We start from the raw sequence: 16,279 nt of genomic DNA, 5'->3' as shown, positions 1-16,279 counted from the left end.
TGTCCATTAACCTATCGTTGTAAGCGGTTACTATTTTAATCTGTTATCCGCCTACTTATACTGTCATTCCTATGTTGACAACCTACAACTAATACTTCATAATTTATTTTACAAAGAATTATAAACATTGTAACTTCACACTTTGTAACATGATAAGCCATTTACTTTAACATTGTGAGGGGGATGGGGCTTGATCAGTAAATTTGAATTAACCATTCGTGATGTTCTCCAAAGAAAAACCTTTAAAAACGCCAAAGTAATTGCTGGTGATAAGGGGTTAAACAAACAGGTGAAATGGACGCATATTTTGGAAACAAACCAATTTGATTCCCTGATCAATGGCGGGGAGTTGATCCTGACAACCGGAGCGGGACTTAAGCTGGGCTCATCCACTGAATTCAGAAATTTAATGAACAGAAACGCAGCCGGTATTTGTATAGAAATCGGTACACACGTTGACCATATTTCCGATGAGATCATTCACTTAGCCAATGAATATCACTTCCCCATTATCATTTTTAAATGCTTTGTAAAATTTGTCGATATCACGCAAGATCTTCATTCCTTAATTATTGACCAGCACCACCAAATGCTTAATCAATTAAACGAATTGTCAACCAAATTTAACGAACTCTCCCTATTACCAAATGGCATTTTAAAAATTCTTCAAGAATTGCATACCTATTTGAAGAAGGGGGCCTTATATATCACCGATGAAACAAGATCCTATTATTATCCACCTGAAATCAAATACATAGAAGAAAATATCCGTAAACGTTTTTCCGATTTAGATGACCATCAACCAAAAGATAAATTAATTACATTAGACGAAGAAAGATATGCACTGGTTCCTGTCAAAGGACTTGGCCAAATTTGGGGATATTTATGTTTACCAGTAGAAGGAAATATCATGGAGGAGTTTCTTTTCTCCGTAATGGATCGTGCAGCTTTGGCAATTGCACAAATCATGTTACGAAATAGGACAATTGAAGAAAGAAAACAAAATAGAGAAGACAAGATCGTTCGAGATTTATTACACGGAAAGAAACATGAATCCGACGAGCTACATTCAATATTCCCTTTATCTACAAAAGAGTTCTATTACAGACTTATTCTTATCCAAACAAATCAACCGGAAACAACCGTGGATGAGGATGATTGGAATGAAACCAAATTGCAACGATCCGTATTGTTTCGCTCCCTGTTTAAACAACATGGGTTTCATCCTGTGGTGTCTGTCAGCAAAAGCGATACCGCTATCATTGCATCGTTTAAAATGAAAGATGATACTGATCAACAAAAACACAAATTTTCATCACTTGCACAAGCAATAACAAATATGCAAGCCAAAAATATTTTTGATGGCGGCGCGTGTTTGTTTGGGATTAGTAAAGTTAATAGAGAAATATCTTCGCTGTCAATGAGTTATCAAGAAGCAAAAAAGGTTCTTTTTCTTCAACGGGCGAACATTGCGTCATCGATTTTTTATGAAAACATCGGGGTATACCAACTGCTCCTCGATCATAAAGGTGAACATCTACATACCTACATTGAGGATTGCCTGGCACCTTTAATCAAGTATGATCAGGATACAAACAGTGAACTATTACGAACCCTGGAAGTTTATTTGGATTGTCGTGGTTCGAAAAAAGAGGCAGCCGAGCAATTATTTATTGTTCGTCAGACGCTGTATCATCGTTTGAGAAAAATGGAAGAATTGCTTGGCAAAGACTTTATGGAGCCGAGCAATCGACTTTCCCTGGAAATGGCGATCAAGGCTTATTATGTAGCAAAAGCGATTTATTAAGGATTACATGGTATTAGCTGAAAGAAATCTAGTAGACATAGATTTCTTTCAGCCACCCACCTAAACAAACTCTACTAAACCTACTTCGTCACCAAATCCAAAACCGTCTGCAATATCATATTAAATCGCAACATATTTATGATATGGCCGTATTTGTTTTTGCCTCTTTTTGGATTATAATCCAGTGATTGTATTGATCAATTAAAAACCCAATCCCAAACATAAACAGCAGTGTTCCGAATCCAAGGCCAACAATGTCGTGTCGAATAACAATAATAACAACACTGATCGATAATGGAATAGCAGTACAAAAAATGGTTCCAATTGTATAATTATTCATTAGTTTCCCGAAGGCTTTTATCAAATAGTCGGAAGGCAAGTGAACCTGGCTGACTCGAAAGTAAATGCTTAAAGCAACTGCCATAAAGTTGAGACCTATTAATAAGTATATAAAACGAATCCCCATATTACCTGGTACATAAACAATATGATGTATGTACAAAAACAAATCGATTAATAGTCCAAACAAAACAGTAAGAAAAGCACTTTTTATGATTATCAACAATGTGAATTTTATTTTCATAAAGTAACTTAATAAAAACGAAAGTAGATTCAAAATAATAACCCAGACGCCAATTGAAACTGGTAATATACTTCCAAGATTTTCAGCGGCAGTTGCCCAAGGTGCACTTCCCAAGTTAGCTATTATCATAAAGCTATTTCCTAAGGCATTTAACATAATAGAACAATAAAACCATAATAAATTAACTGAACTAATTCTCATTATTATCTTCCTTTCATCATTGCACAAGAAGTCCCATATCAAAAAGCTTCATTGACATCGGATTCAAACGTTTGCGAATAAAAAAGAGCGGGTAACAGTATGGAGCCTACATATCGCTCTCAACTATACCCCACCCCTTTTGTCCAACTTCATGTTTTAATGCATCCCTTCAAACCATGGAAGGACAGAATCGTTTTGGTAATCTCCAGTTTATTTCCAATGCTAAATGAAGAATCCGTTTATTTAAAAGAATATCCCCCATCAACATATAAATGCGTACCTGTTATGAAGGAAGACTCATCAGAAGCTAGTAATACCGCTGCTCCTACTAAATCGGTGGGTTTTCCTACTCGTTTTAACATAGTAAGTTGAGCCTCTTGTTGGAGGACAGTATCATCCTTTAGACGTTCTGCGGTTAAATTTGTTTTAATTGTGCCAGGTGCAATTGCATTTACTCTAATATTTTTAATTCCTAATTCAAATGCCATGTGTCTCGTCATAGAACCAACAGCGCCTTTAGATGCTCCATATGCAACTGCATTAGGTTCAGCAAGTTCCGAAGTAATCGAGGACATATGAATAATGGTGCCACTTTCTTGTTCCACCATAACTTGCGCGGCCTCTAAACTACACAAATAAACCCCCCTTGCATTAACATTCATAATCTTTTCGTAATCCTCTATTGTAGAATCCAAAAATGGTATTTTTTTTGTGATTCCTGCATTCGCGACCATAATATCTAATTTCGAAAAGGTGGATATGGTTTGTAAAATTAAATTGTTGACAGATGCTTGATCTGAAACGTCTGTTTTAACCGCCAACCAATTTTTTTGAGGATGCCCTGTATTCATTGCCTCTTTTTTGGCAGCCTCTTGATTAATATCTGCATACACTACTTTAGCACCTTCACCCAAAAACCCCTTGGCAATTGCTGCCCCATTCCCTGAACCTGCTCCTGTAACTATTGCTACTTTATCTAAAAGTCTCATCGTTGTCCTCCAAGTTATGATCTATTATTTATATTTCGATATTAAATTCCAAGTGTGCGCATCTTCGTCAGTTTAAAAATGATCAATCTAAGATATGTCCTTCCTTTTTGCACCACCATAATTCTAAAAAACTTTTTACTATCGTTCATTTCTCATATACAGTGTATAACATATAATACTACTGAGCTAATAATCAAAAATCAGTTTATACATTTTTTTTGCGCACAAGCAGCAATACTTTCCTCAACGATTCCTAGTCCTTTGTCCAATAATTCATCATCGATATTTATTGGAGGAAATAATTTTGGAACTTCTTTGTTTGGACCACATTTATCCATAATTAATCCTCGTTTAAAAGCTTCTGTACAAACTATTTCCCCAAATCCTTCCATTGAACTTGCAATTCCATTCATTAATCCACGACCACGAACTTCCAATTCTAATGAGGGGAACTTTTTCGCTATTTCAGATAGGAATGCTCTAGTTTTATCTCCTTTTTGATGAATACTCTTTTCAAAAGAAGGGCCATCCCAAAATTTAAAAGACTCAATTGCAGTTACAAATGCTAAAGTATTCCCTCGAAACGTTCCCGTATGCTCTGCGGGTGCCCATATGTCATGCTCTGATTTGAAAAGAGTAAGTGCTAATGGAAGACCATAACCACTAATCGATTTTGATAAACAAATAATATCTGGATCTAAACCAATTGATTCGAAACTGAAGAACGACCCTGCTCTTCCACAGCCTGCTTGAATATCGTCAACAATAAACATGATGTCAAAGCGGCGACATAGTTCTTGAACCTTGATAAGCCATTCATCTTTCGCTACCTTTATACCACCTTGGCCTTGAATAGTTTCAACAATGATAGCAGCAGGTAATTCGACGCCACTACTATCATCTGTCAATAATTTTTCCAAAAAGTCAAAGGTATCCATATTTCTTCCAAAATAACCATCGTAAGGAACTGTTCTTGTATTAGTAAGTGGAACACCAGCTCCTTTTAGACTTGAGTCACTCCCCGAGATTGAAAGGGAACCTAGTGTCATGCCATGATAAGCATTTGTAAAACTAATTATAGTTTGACGTCCTATGACTTTTCGAGCTAGTTTAAGTGCACTCTCTACAGAATTCGTTCCTGTCGGTCCAGGAAACATCACTTTATAATCCATATTTCGAGGTTTTAATATACTATCCTCAAACTTTTGCAAAAACGCTTCTTTTTGTGGAGTTGCCATATCCAGACTTAATGTAATACCATCATTTTTTATAAAATCCATTAATTTCTGTTTTAATACAGGATGATTATGACCATAATTTAAAGCGCCTGCACCACTAAAAAATCAATATACTCCTTACCCGTTTCATCCCATAATCGACTTCCTTCACTTTTAGTAAACATTGCGGGAAAACTTCTAATATAACCACAAACTTCTGATTCCAACTGTTCAAACATCCGTAAATCATTTAATTCTTGTTTTATTTTCATATTATCCCCCTTTGAAAGAGTAATAAACTTAAATAACAAAATGCTTAAATTTATAGAATTAGTATTTTACATTATTGGTCTCTAACCTATCTTCTCAGAATCCTCTTCGTTATTTTTATTTTTTCCCTCCCAAAAATCAGCATTTTTAATTCCTAGTTTTATTGGATCAAATACAGGATCTTTTCCGGCTTTCTTCTGAGCTTTATAATCATTTAAAGCTACTACAGAATATTTAAATAAGAACAGAAGGGTAAACAAGTTTAGGTATGCCATGCTACCTAATCCTATGTCTCCTGCAGTCCAAGCTGCTTCAGCAGAAATTATTGTACCCTCGAAAACAAAAATCATGATTCCGAATTTCATTAAATAATTCGTCCATGGCCTTTCCTTATTAACATTAATATAAGATAAGCTAGTTTCAGATTTATAATAGTAGGAAATCATCGTTGTAAAACAGAAAAACAACAATGCAATAGCTAGAAACGCCTTCCCCCAACCCGCAAAAATGGTATCTATAGCAAATTGTACGTTGGTTCCGCCTGCTACTACACCGGGAATATTATTAACACCTGCTCCTTCTACATTATACATTCCCGTAATGATTACCATGAAAGCTGTCATCGAACAAATAATCCATGTATCAATATATACTGCAAAACTTTGAACCAGCCCTTGTTTTGCCGGATGGGAAACCTCGGCAGCAGCACCTTCAAACGTTTCTCCACCAGAACCTGCGGCGTTCGAGAAATATCCTCTTTGAATTCCCCACGAAATAGCGGAACCTATTAACCCTCCAAATGTTGCATCAGCTCCAAAGGCACTTGATACAATAATTCTAAAAACTTCCGGTATCGCTGAAAAGTTTGCAAAAATAAGGATCAATGCTAATAAGATATAGCCTATTGCCATAAATGGAACAGCTAATTCTGCAGTTTTTGCGATTCTTTTTACACCACCAAATACGATTAACGCAAAAACGGCTACAAGAATAAGTCCAGTAATCAAACGATTTATTCCAAATGCATCTTCCATTGCAATCGCAACAGTGTTAGACTGAATATTCATTAACAAAAATCCATTGGCTATTATCGTAAGGATCGCATATGCAATCGCTAATTTTTTCAATCCTAATCCTTTATCCATAAAAAACGGGGGACCGCCACGATACTCACCCTTCAATTTGCTTTTAAATATTTGGGCAAGAGTAACTTCAACAAAAGATGTTGCCGCTCCCAAAAAAGCCATTACCCACATCCAAAAGACTGCACCTGGTCCTCCTAAAGAAATTGCAGTAACAACCCCCGCGATATTCCCTGTTCCTACCCTACTACCTAAAGACATTGATAAAGCTTGAAAGGATGATACCCCACTTTTAGAGGAACCTCCCGTAAAAGTAAATCTTATCATATCCTTAATCTGCGTAACCTGGACAAACTTCGTGATAATTGTAAACAACAAACCAATCGCCAAGAATGAAAATATAAAAAACTGATTCCACACTAATCCACTTAACCAATCCATAAACGAATTCATCATCGACCTCCTTAGAATTATAAGACATTGAATGAATCATACATCTTACATAAGATTGACCATTTAGAAATAATATTGAACTATTTATGATTTAAAATAGTTATTTCCTGGACATAAAGTTTGCTTTGTGTTTGTGTACTTTTTATTATTAAATCTGCCACATCATCCGGTTTCATAAATTCGTCTAAAGACTCCTGAGGAAGACTTTTCTGCCACAAATCAGTTTCCATATTACCCATATATGCGCAAAATACTTTTATATTTGTTTCGGTTAACTCTTCTGCAACAGCTTCCGAAAAGCCACGAACACCGAATTTGCTTGCACTATAAACGCTTTCAGTTGATTTCGCTTGTTTTCCCGATGCTGATACAATATTAATAATTTGTCCTCTATTTTGTGCTTGCATATGCGATAACACGGCCTGCGTACAAAAAACTGTTCCTTTCAAATTAATATCAATCATGGCTACAATTTCTACTTCCTGTAATTCATTTAGTTCCTTGAAGACTCCAACACCAGCATTATTAACAAGATAATCAATTCCTCCGTGCTCATTTACGATGGCTTCCATCACTTCTTGCACTCGGCTTAAGGATGTAACATTTACCTTATAGATAGAGGAACCTCCAGTTAATGTTAAAGCCACCTCCTCTAATTTAGATATTGTTCTCCCTAACAAGCATATATAATATCCTTGTTGTGAATATTTTCGTGCCAATGAAGCTCCGAGACCACTTCCTGCTCCGGTTATTACAACGACTTCCTTTTCCATTTTTAACTTCCTTTCTGACATTTTACATAATATTAAAATAAGTAAAGCTATACCTATTTGCTATTTATTTTTGTTTATTATTAATAAGTTTTGAATTCTCCTTCGCTTATGTGAAATCGTTTTCATTACATCTTAAAATCGTTATCCCTCATTTGAAGTCACACTGTAATATTTAGTGTGACCCCTAAAAATGTTCAAAAGTTCCAGTATAATGGCTTCTTTAACACACCTTTTTAGTATACATTATAACTCTGCCCCGTCTGTGCACCTAAAACGCTCTTTTTAAAAGCCCTAGCAACACCTTTAGCCTTTACAGGTTCAAATCCCTTAAATAATGGACCATACTTTTCTTCAGATTCCTCTACCATATTCGGGCTGACACTATTAATGCGTATACCTCTTGGCATTTCGATAGCTGATGACTTAACAAATGCCCGTACACCGCCATTGGCCATCGCAGAGGATGCTGCTTGTACGATAGGATCATCCATTAAGATCCCGGTAATCAATGTAATACTGCCGTGATCACGAATATATTCTAAACCTAAAAGTACCAGGTTTATTTGGCCTAATAGTTTGCTATTTACCGCAACAAGATTTTGTTCTGGTGTCATTTCGGTGACAGGACCAAAATGGGAAGCACCCGCCGTGCAGATAAGTGCATCAATTTCACCAACTGACTCAAACATATTCTTAATACTTTCTGTTGAAGTCATATCTACCTGCACTTCGGAGCTGCTTCGGCTCGCTTGAATGATTTCTGCATCATCTTTCAATTCATTAACAACCGCTTTTCCAATCGTTCCATTAGCACCGACAACTAATATTTTCACTTCGACTACCTCCCCTATCGTTCTATTACTGTTACTTGCAGCATATAAATCTAAGCATTTCGTTTAAATTGATGATAAGCATGCTCACGTGCCTGTGAAATATTTGGTTGAAACTGTATTAAAGCCTCCGCCCTAGTTTGCTTCACGTGACCAATTGCTTTATTTATTTGGCTATCCAGCTTGTTATCCGTTAATTCAGAAGCAATGGTCAACCCCGCCACTTGCCCCTGGGCCATGGCAACCTTTGCACTCTCAATTCCAGTAATATTTCCTGCAACAAAAAGGTTGGGGACATTTGTTTTCATCCGTTCACTATGTACTGGAACATGGCCTCCCAGTTCCTTCACATAGATAAACGAGCAACCAATCAATGCTGCTAACTCAGGCAATGGAGCTAAGCCACCTGCTATACAGACAAAATCTGTACCTACGATGTCATCGGTATTCTCTATCGTTTCTCCATCCGCATTTACCTGCACGGTTTTTACACCGGTTACTTGGTTATGACCAATAATTTCAGTAGCGGCTGTTTTTATTCTAATCGGTATATCAGATATTTTGATCCCCTTTTTAGGAAAATACTTGATTGCGAATCTTGGACTGACAAATTTTGCAAGTTTGCCCGCCTGACGCAGAAATGCAGATGGTGCCAAATGCGTCAATCTCATAAGGGATTCCATCACCTTTTCAGGACTACCAGCCTCATTTGAAGTGAGATTTTTAGCGGGAATAATAATTTCCTTAACATCTATACCACAAAGTTGCAGTTCATTTGCTATCGCAACGGAAAGTACATTTGCACCAATGATGACACAGCTGTTACCAGGCTTCACCCGATGCACATTGCCCATCACTTGAGCAGCACCAATCGATATAGCCCCTGGGAGTGTCCAACCGGGAATAGGAACTGGAACTTCGGTCGCACCAGTTGCTAAAAGTAGCTTCTGAGCTACCTCTTGTCCTTGGGATGTGTGTATTTTCCAACCAGCATCGGTTTGCTCGATATTATAAACTGATACCCCACATTCAATCGTAACCCCTAAATTGACGGCCTTTTGATGGAGAATAGAAGACTCTTCAATCCCATTCAACCATTTCCCACTAGGCTCCTGATAAAGTTGGCCAAGCAGCCTTCCACCAACTTTAGGAAATTCATCAATTACTTTTATATCTAATCCTTTTTCAGCCCCAGTAATGGCCGCATTTAAGCCAGCAGGGCCAGCACCTACAATAACTAAATCCCACAATTTACTCATCCCCTTTTCCAAAAGAGGTTAACGTGTGAATCTCCATTCCATTGAAAACGGGGGTTATACAGGCCCGCACTACTTTTCGCTCCCCCAATTGAACGCGACATTCAAAACAATGACCAATATTACAATAGATACCTCGAGCATTTCCACTTACCTCATGATGACGAAGTGTTTTCACACCTGCTGCCATCATGGCTGATGCAATAGTATCCCCTTTATATGCCTGGTATGGCTGCCCATTAAAATAGATGGTAACGGCTTTTTGTTCTAATTGATTTCCAAGAATTGGGTGGTTCTCAACTCTCATTGTCATGAATGGTTCCTCCCAACACACCAAAAGTGGTGGGCCGTATTGGCGGCCGATAGCTTAGTTGTATTTTATTTTTTAATGGTTCCTTATTTATCTCACTTACTACTTGATCGATTACATGTCGGCAGGTTCTCCCCCCACAGTAACCCATGCCGGCCCGTGTTCTTAGTTTAACCTCTCGAGAGGAACAACCATATTGCTCCACTGTATCTCTTATCACACCAAGGGAAACTTCCTCACACCTGCACACGATAATTTTATCCTCATCCACACCTAATCCCCCCATCTTACATGAAACCATTATAAGGTTTTTGCGTCGTAGCCATATGCGCCCAGCGAATCATCGTGATAAAATCAAAAACCGGAAGTCCTGTTGCACGCTGAATGTCAGATGCATATGGTGGGAGATCACTACATTCTAGTAAAATAGCACCAATATTTGGATGTTCTCCTACAAGTTCTAATGCAGCTTGAACTACTTCCTTTTTTACGGTTTCATTATTAAAACTCCCTCTACTTTCAATAATGGCTGAGAACTCAGGTAATTCTCCTAACCCTTTTACTTTTACATAGTCCGGATTAGCAATTCCACAACTCTTAAATAAGTCGTCCGTAATTCCATAAATGTCCGCAGTCAGCATTCCGATATTTTGATCCAGTTTTAATCCAGCTTTAATCCAAGGCAATTGAATAACACTTGATAAGTAAACAGGGATATCTACTGCATCGGCCACCTTATCTTGAAAATTACCAAAGAATCCGCAAGCCGCGCAGATTGCACGTGCTCCCTCTTCTTCAAATTCTTTCGCGGCTTTGATAATATCATCCAGCAAAGTAGGATCTCCTACATGGATTCTTTTTTGATTGCAATTTGGCACGACTTTTAACCGTACAGGGAAATCATACGTGCTTAGATTGGCAACATTTCCTGGTAAAACAGGATACCAGCAATCATCTAAATAAAGAATTCCAACTGAATACCCCGCTACATATTGACCTTTTTTCATGGTAATCATCTTGCTTTCTTTTCCATCGCCTAAATACCCGTATTCCCGTTTACTATCCAATGCTTTTGAGCTCATGATGGCACCTCCTAATAATTTTGGAGAATATTCCTTCTCCGAAACTATTAAACCCAAATTCACATTAACTAGAAGTAACCGTTGTATCCTCTGCGTTAACGTTATATCCTAACTTTTCTAGTTCCTCCTTAAGCTTTGCTTTTATTTCAGCAGTAGGTTGTGTTAAAGGCTTTCTCACTTTACCACCTTTCATTCCAATTATGTCCAACCCTGCTTTTACTGGTCCCGGGTATGGATTATCTTCCGCCTCAACTAAGCCATAAATACCCGATAATTTTTGATTCAATTCACTTGCTGCCAATACGTCTTTCTTCTCAACAGCAAGTTCGTAAAGGGTTACAATTTCCTTAGGAAGCAAATTGACTAGAATTCCAAAAGCACCTTCTCCTCCAATGGAAAGAGTAGGAAGTATAAAAGGTTCTTCACCGGTAAACACAGTAAAGTTTTCAACATCCTTCGTCAAAGCCAGAACATTACATAGGTGACCAAAGTCTGCAGATTCTTTCACACTTACAATGTTTTCTACCTGACTCAACTCATAAATTAATTCAGGAGTAAGGCAAACATTGGTTGCTGGCGGGTAATTATAAATGGCGATTCCAACCTTTGATTTTGCAGCTATTTCTTTGTAAAATTCTCTGATTCCTTCTTCACTTGTCTGATGATAGTATGGTGGTAAAACAAGACCCCATGTTGCACCACATTCTGCAGCATAATTGGTAAGTTCAATTGTCTCCTGCGCGGTAGAGCATCCAACACCTGCCATAACAGGCACTCTTCCTGCTGCATATTCACAGCCAGCCTCAATTAAACTCTTACGTTCTGCATATGACATAACATGATATTCCCCTGTTGTGCCCCCAACTAAAAGACCATGAACGCCATTTTCGATTTGAAAATCAATTACTCTCTTATATCCTTCAAAATCAATCGTTTCATCATCATGGAAAGGTGTGATTAATGGTACAAAAATTCCTTTAGGTGCAATACTCATTTTTTATTCCTCCTATAGTTTCATTTTATAATTAAACATCTATATCACTTATGAAATTTCAGCTTTGTAACGCGACAATTTTAACTGTTCAATGTTAAAATCAGTTTCTTCTCCCGAAATTAACTGGGTTACCATTTTCCCCGTAATAGGCGCCATACTGATCCCATCACCTTCGTGTCCGCTAGCAATATAAAAACCAGGAACTTCTTCTACTTCAGATACAATCGGTAAATGGTCGATAACCCATGGCCTGATACCAGCATACGTACGAATACAACTTACATCCTTTAAAACCGGCAGAAAACGTGTTGCTCGTTCAGCAATCCCTCTGATTACTTTATTTTCCGACCTCACGTTATAACCTTTAAAGGCTCGGTGGCCACCTACTAAATAGTTATTAGCATCTGTGGGCTCAATCGTAAATGCAATATTACTATCATCTACTAGTTTGCTAACTTTTCTTTGGTAATTGATATCTTCAAATTTAGAGAGCATGTAGCCAAATTCATGCACCTTTTGCTTAACGATTCGATTTGTTTTCTCGGTGACTAGGATGATACCTTTACGTGGTCTAATTGGAATATCGATACCTACCATATCCCCAATGTCGCTTGCCCAGACCCCAGCACAATTGACGACCCGTTTTGTATAAATTGTAGTCCTGTCCGTTTTCACTGCCTCCACATGTCCGTTGGTTCCTCTGACAATATCTTTAACCTCATGGTTGGTAAACAGTTTTAAGCCATATTTCTTTGCCTCTTCCACAAAAGCATAGCAAACTAAATAAGGGTTCATCGTGGAATCAACTTCCGTCCAAATTCCACCAGCTAAATCTTTAGCTAAATATGGCTCGATTTCCAACAGCTCTTTGTTATCAACTATGTTCATACTATAGCCCGCATCAGCCTGCTCGGTGGCATACCCTTTAGCCACCTCCAGTTCTTGTTGTGTTTCACAGACATATAAACTACCACGAGTCTTAAATTCAAAGTTAAATGATAACTCTTCCGCCAATTCTTTATACAGTTGAATGCTTTTGAATCCTATTTCTGTATCAATTCCGGGCTTCTTATCACTGATGAGTGCTACTGCATCGCAACGACTGGATGTACCACTTGCCACGTCCCCTTTTTCGACCAAGGCGACACTGTAACCAGCTTTAGACAGATGATAAGCTACACTCGAACCAATAATTCCGGCACCGATCACAACGATATCAACACTATTCAAGCTATCACCTCCTTGCTTAACGCTTGTTAGCTATCTCTTATAAAAACCTGAGGGTTGCACATTTAGCGCGATATTCACTTGCTTTTTATATAAATATTCTTCCAATCCATACGTTCCCAAGTCCCCGCCAATACCACTTTGTTTATAGCCACTCCACGGGGCCTCATTAAATGTTGGGTGATACGTATTAATCCACGTAATACCTGCCTGTAGACCGCGGATCACCCGCTGAGCCTTAGCTCCATCATTCGTAAACACTGCAGCGGCAAGACCAAAATCGGTTCCATTTGCTAACTCAAGGGCCTCTTCTTCTGTTTCAAATAATTGGATCACGAGCACAGGGCCAAAAATCTCCTCCCGAACAATACGCATGTCAGGCGTTGTGTTGGTAAAAATAGTTGGTTCCATATAGTTGCCCTTCGCAAGTTCACCGTCAGTAATTTGTTTCCCGCCACATAAAAGTTCCGCGCCTTCTTCTATCCCGATATTCACGTATTTTAATACACTTTCCATATGTGATTGAGATATCAGTGGACCCATTTCCGTTTCTTCATTCCATCCCGGTCCAATTTTAATTCGCTTTGCCCGTGCTACAAGCTCCGGAACAAACTTATCATATATACTTTTTTCAAGAATAAGTCGTGAACCAGCAGAGCAAACTTGACCTTGCTGAGCAAATATGCCAAGTAATGCATAATCTACTGCGGTAGCAAAATCTGCATCGGCGAAAACAATGTTCGGTGATTTCCCGCCAAGCTCCAGACCAACCTTTTTTATCGTATTTGCAGCCTCTTTCATTATTTGCTTACCTGTTGATGTACCTCCAGTAAATGAAATTTTGTCCACATCTGGATGTTTGACCAGCTCATCCCCGATAGTTGCTCCTGATCCCATCACTAAATTAGTAACCCCATTAGGTAATCCGACCTCATCGATAACTTCAAATAGTCGAATAAGCGTTAATGGTGTTTGCGTAGAAGGTTTAACAACTACCGTACATCCAGCTGCTAGTGCTGCAGACATTTTTTGGGCTGCCATCACCAGTGGATAGTTCCAAGGGACAATAAGCGCTACCACACCAACAGGCTCACGGATAACCATCGCCTGTATTTCATCTGGCACTTCGTACGTTTGACCATGTGGTTTTGTCGCCAGTCCGGCATAGTATTGGAATTGATTAATTGCATCTTCTACGTCACCGAGTGAATCACTATATATTTTTCCATTATTTAACGTTTCCAGTTTTGCTAATTCTTCTTTACGTTCCTCTAACTTATTTGCTATTTTCAATAAATAATCTGCTCTAATTCGGGCATACGTTGTTTTCCAGCCATTTTTATAGAAAGCATCTTTAGCAGCTTTGACTGCATGATTGACATCCTCAACCCCACCTTCAGTTACGTTTGCGATTACTTCGTTGTCTGCAGGATTGATTACTTCACGCGTTTTATTAGATGAACTAAATACCCACTCCCCGTCGATATACATACGCTCTACTGTGTTTAATTCTTTAAGAACTGATTTGTAATTCACCGATGTACTGATCATATTAATTCAACTCACTCCCTCTTAGAATGGAAACACTTAATGAATACGCTTTCTATTCACTCTAAAAATTTTTGATATGATCTACCTAAAACCTAGATCGGAATAAATACCTAACAAAAGTTACTAATATGGATATCTGTTAGCTTTAAATTAATTATATTTTCATGGTATACTGAATCTTGTCATTAGTAAAATACGTTTTTTTAATGTTTATCATCAATTCTATTCATATTAAGGAGGTTACAATGTAGTGAGTATCCAGAGGTATGAAATTTTCAACAAGGTTGTCCAATTGAAAAATATTACGAATGCAGCAAATGAATTAAATATATCGCAATCAGGTATCAGTCACGCAATTAAAGTTCTTGAAGATGAATTGGGTGTAAAACTGTTGATCCGTAGTCGTACCGGGGTTAAGTTGACGAGTGAGGGAGAAAAGATTTACCAACATTCATTAATAGTGACCCAGGCTCATTATAATCTGCTACAGGAGGCTTCCGCTTTAAATGGAATAGAAACCGGAACGATTAAAGTAGGTACATTTGCAAGTGTTACTACACACTGGATTCCGAAAATCCTAACCTACTTTAAGGAGAAATATCCCGGCATCACTATAAAGATTTTCGAAAACGATTATCAAACCCTTGAAAAGGCAGTGATTTCAGGGGAATTAGATTGCTGCTTTACCACTGTTTCCGATAACAAGGATATTGAATTTGTCCCATTGAAGAAAGACAAACTCTACTGTATTGTTTCAAACGAAAACCCACTACATAAACAAAACGAAATGAAAATAGACCAACTTAAGGAATTTCCATTAATTAAGCCAAAAAAAGGATGGGATAATGAAATTTCTAATTTTTTTAGTAAACATCATATAAATCCCGTAGTTGCCTATGAAGTTTCCGATGACCAATCTATCATTGCATTGGTCCAGGATAATTTGGGGATTAATATTCGGCCTGGACTTGTCTTAACAAATATGCCAGACAGCATTACTGCCCTTGAATTTGCCGAAGAGGCTTATAGGGTTATTGGTATAGGGACTACAAAGCATGCGTCACACGCAACGAAGAAGTTTATTTCTATTGTTACAGAATTATATCAAAATAGTTAATTCCTTCAAATAGTTATCACATATCTAAATTGGGACCCAGATAAAATCTATGATCTCTCTGACCATCGTTCCTTGGGAGTTATTGGAGCTGATAATACTATGGACTTTGTCGTATCTAACATACTTCAGTATTGCGTAGCATAGTATGAAGTTTGTGTGCCATGGGTAAGAAGGTTGGTCGTCGAAAATTTCTTAAAGCATAATATGCCCTTGTCATAAACAACAGCTGCACTGTACGGGATTTTCTTCCTTAGAATCCAAGCTGGGCACACCAATAAAGTGAAACTTCATTCAGTGGGGGTTTCCCTTTCTCCCCCACTGAATAGAGGAACAAAGGCTAAGTTCACAACATCTGAGTTGCAACACCTTTGTGACCTGCGTCCTGCAGGCTGAGAACAGAATCGGACCTTTGTCATGCAGTTGACCCCCACCTATCTTTTTTAGTTTTACCTCAAAATCTTGAAGTGGGGATCTTACTGCTCGTTAAGGCGGGATAAAAAATTGGCAGCATTTTATTCGCTGCCAATTAACTATATA

Annotated in this window: 15 protein-coding genes and 1 pseudogene; 2 read left to right on the top strand and 14 right to left on the bottom strand. The window is 38.0% G+C overall.

The features are described 5' to 3' along the window. The first annotated feature begins 190 nt into the window (after window positions 1–190). A complete protein-coding gene (locus WMZ97_RS11595) occupies window positions 191–1,807 on the top strand; it encodes a PucR family transcriptional regulator (RefSeq protein WP_343272251.1) in 1,617 nt (538 codons plus the stop codon). Between the two features lie 136 nt (window positions 1,808–1,943). On the opposite strand, the gene WMZ97_RS11590 is transcribed toward WMZ97_RS11595, so the two are convergent. The 14 genes and pseudogenes from WMZ97_RS11590 to WMZ97_RS11525 form a co-directional block, all read right to left on the bottom strand. Beyond that, window positions 1,944–2,519 (bottom strand): hypothetical protein, encoded by a 576-nt coding sequence (locus tag WMZ97_RS11590; protein WP_343272250.1) that lies wholly within the window; start codon window positions 2,517–2,519, stop codon window positions 1,944–1,946. A 311-nt stretch (window positions 2,520–2,830) separates the two neighbouring features. Then, window positions 2,831–3,580, bottom strand: a complete 750-nt coding sequence (locus WMZ97_RS11585) for an SDR family NAD(P)-dependent oxidoreductase (RefSeq protein WP_343272249.1) — start codon at window positions 3,578–3,580, stop codon at window positions 2,831–2,833. A gap of 200 nt (window positions 3,581–3,780) precedes the next feature. Then, window positions 3,781–4,863: pseudogene (locus tag WMZ97_RS11580) on the bottom strand (diaminobutyrate--2-oxoglutarate transaminase); the annotation flags it as partial. A gap of 35 nt (window positions 4,864–4,898) precedes the next feature. Continuing rightward, window positions 4,899–5,069 (bottom strand): hypothetical protein, encoded by a 171-nt coding sequence (locus WMZ97_RS11575; protein ID WP_343272248.1) that lies wholly within the window; start codon window positions 5,067–5,069, stop codon window positions 4,899–4,901. A gap of 81 nt (window positions 5,070–5,150) precedes the next feature. Next, a complete protein-coding gene (locus WMZ97_RS11570) occupies window positions 5,151–6,605 on the bottom strand; it encodes an alanine/glycine:cation symporter family protein (protein WP_343272247.1) in 1,455 nt (484 codons plus the stop codon). 77 nt (window positions 6,606–6,682) lie between these two features. Continuing rightward, window positions 6,683–7,375 carry an SDR family oxidoreductase gene (locus tag WMZ97_RS11565; protein ID WP_343272246.1) on the bottom strand — a complete coding sequence of 231 codons (693 nt, stop codon included), beginning with the start codon at window positions 7,373–7,375 and terminating at the stop codon, window positions 6,683–6,685. 233 nt (window positions 7,376–7,608) lie between these two features. Beyond that, window positions 7,609–8,208 (bottom strand): short chain dehydrogenase, encoded by a 600-nt coding sequence (locus tag WMZ97_RS11560; protein ID WP_343272245.1) that lies wholly within the window; start codon window positions 8,206–8,208, stop codon window positions 7,609–7,611. Window positions 8,209–8,258: 50 nt separating this feature from the next. Further along, on the bottom strand, window positions 8,259–9,455 hold the full coding sequence (locus tag WMZ97_RS11555; RefSeq protein ID WP_343272244.1) for an NAD(P)/FAD-dependent oxidoreductase: 1,197 nt from the start codon (window positions 9,453–9,455) through the stop codon (window positions 8,259–8,261). 1 nt (window position 9,456) lies between these two features. Continuing rightward, window positions 9,457–9,774 (bottom strand): (2Fe-2S)-binding protein, encoded by a 318-nt coding sequence (locus tag WMZ97_RS11550; RefSeq protein ID WP_343272243.1) that lies wholly within the window; start codon window positions 9,772–9,774, stop codon window positions 9,457–9,459. Continuing rightward, complete coding sequence (locus WMZ97_RS11545) at window positions 9,758–10,057, bottom strand: (2Fe-2S)-binding protein (RefSeq protein WP_343272242.1); 300 nt, start codon at window positions 10,055–10,057, stop codon at window positions 9,758–9,760. The genes WMZ97_RS11550 and WMZ97_RS11545 overlap by 17 nt, the downstream gene beginning before the upstream one ends. A 1-nt stretch (window position 10,058) precedes the next feature. Then, window positions 10,059–10,853 carry an aspartate/glutamate racemase family protein gene (locus tag WMZ97_RS11540; protein ID WP_343272241.1) on the bottom strand — a complete coding sequence of 265 codons (795 nt, stop codon included), beginning with the start codon at window positions 10,851–10,853 and terminating at the stop codon, window positions 10,059–10,061. A 64-nt stretch (window positions 10,854–10,917) separates the two neighbouring features. Further along, the gene (gene dapA / locus WMZ97_RS11535) at window positions 10,918–11,847 is read right to left on the bottom strand and encodes a 4-hydroxy-tetrahydrodipicolinate synthase (RefSeq protein ID WP_343272240.1); all 930 of its coding nucleotides are present in this window, start codon (window positions 11,845–11,847) and stop codon (window positions 10,918–10,920) included. Window positions 11,848–11,895: 48 nt separating this feature from the next. Continuing rightward, on the bottom strand, window positions 11,896–13,077 hold the full coding sequence (locus WMZ97_RS11530; protein ID WP_343272239.1) for an NAD(P)/FAD-dependent oxidoreductase: 1,182 nt from the start codon (window positions 13,075–13,077) through the stop codon (window positions 11,896–11,898). Between the two features lie 30 nt (window positions 13,078–13,107). Then, window positions 13,108–14,625: an aldehyde dehydrogenase family protein gene (locus tag WMZ97_RS11525; RefSeq protein ID WP_343272238.1), complete on the bottom strand. Its 1,518-nt coding sequence runs from the start codon at window positions 14,623–14,625 to the stop codon at window positions 13,108–13,110. A 250-nt stretch (window positions 14,626–14,875) separates the two neighbouring features. Here WMZ97_RS11525 and WMZ97_RS11520 point away from each other — a divergent pair, with 250 nt between their 5' ends. Then, a complete protein-coding gene (locus tag WMZ97_RS11520; protein ID WP_343272237.1) occupies window positions 14,876–15,742 on the top strand; it encodes a LysR family transcriptional regulator in 867 nt (288 codons plus the stop codon). Window positions 15,743–16,279: the final 537 nt, after the last annotated feature.

Source organism: Lentibacillus songyuanensis (genome assembly GCF_039548255.1).
GTDB classification, from domain to species: Bacteria; Bacillota; Bacilli; order Bacillales; family Amphibacillaceae; genus Lentibacillus_C; species Lentibacillus_C songyuanensis.
The sequence above is the reverse complement of the archived record's forward strand: the minus strand, read 5'-3'. Positions and strand labels throughout refer to the sequence as shown.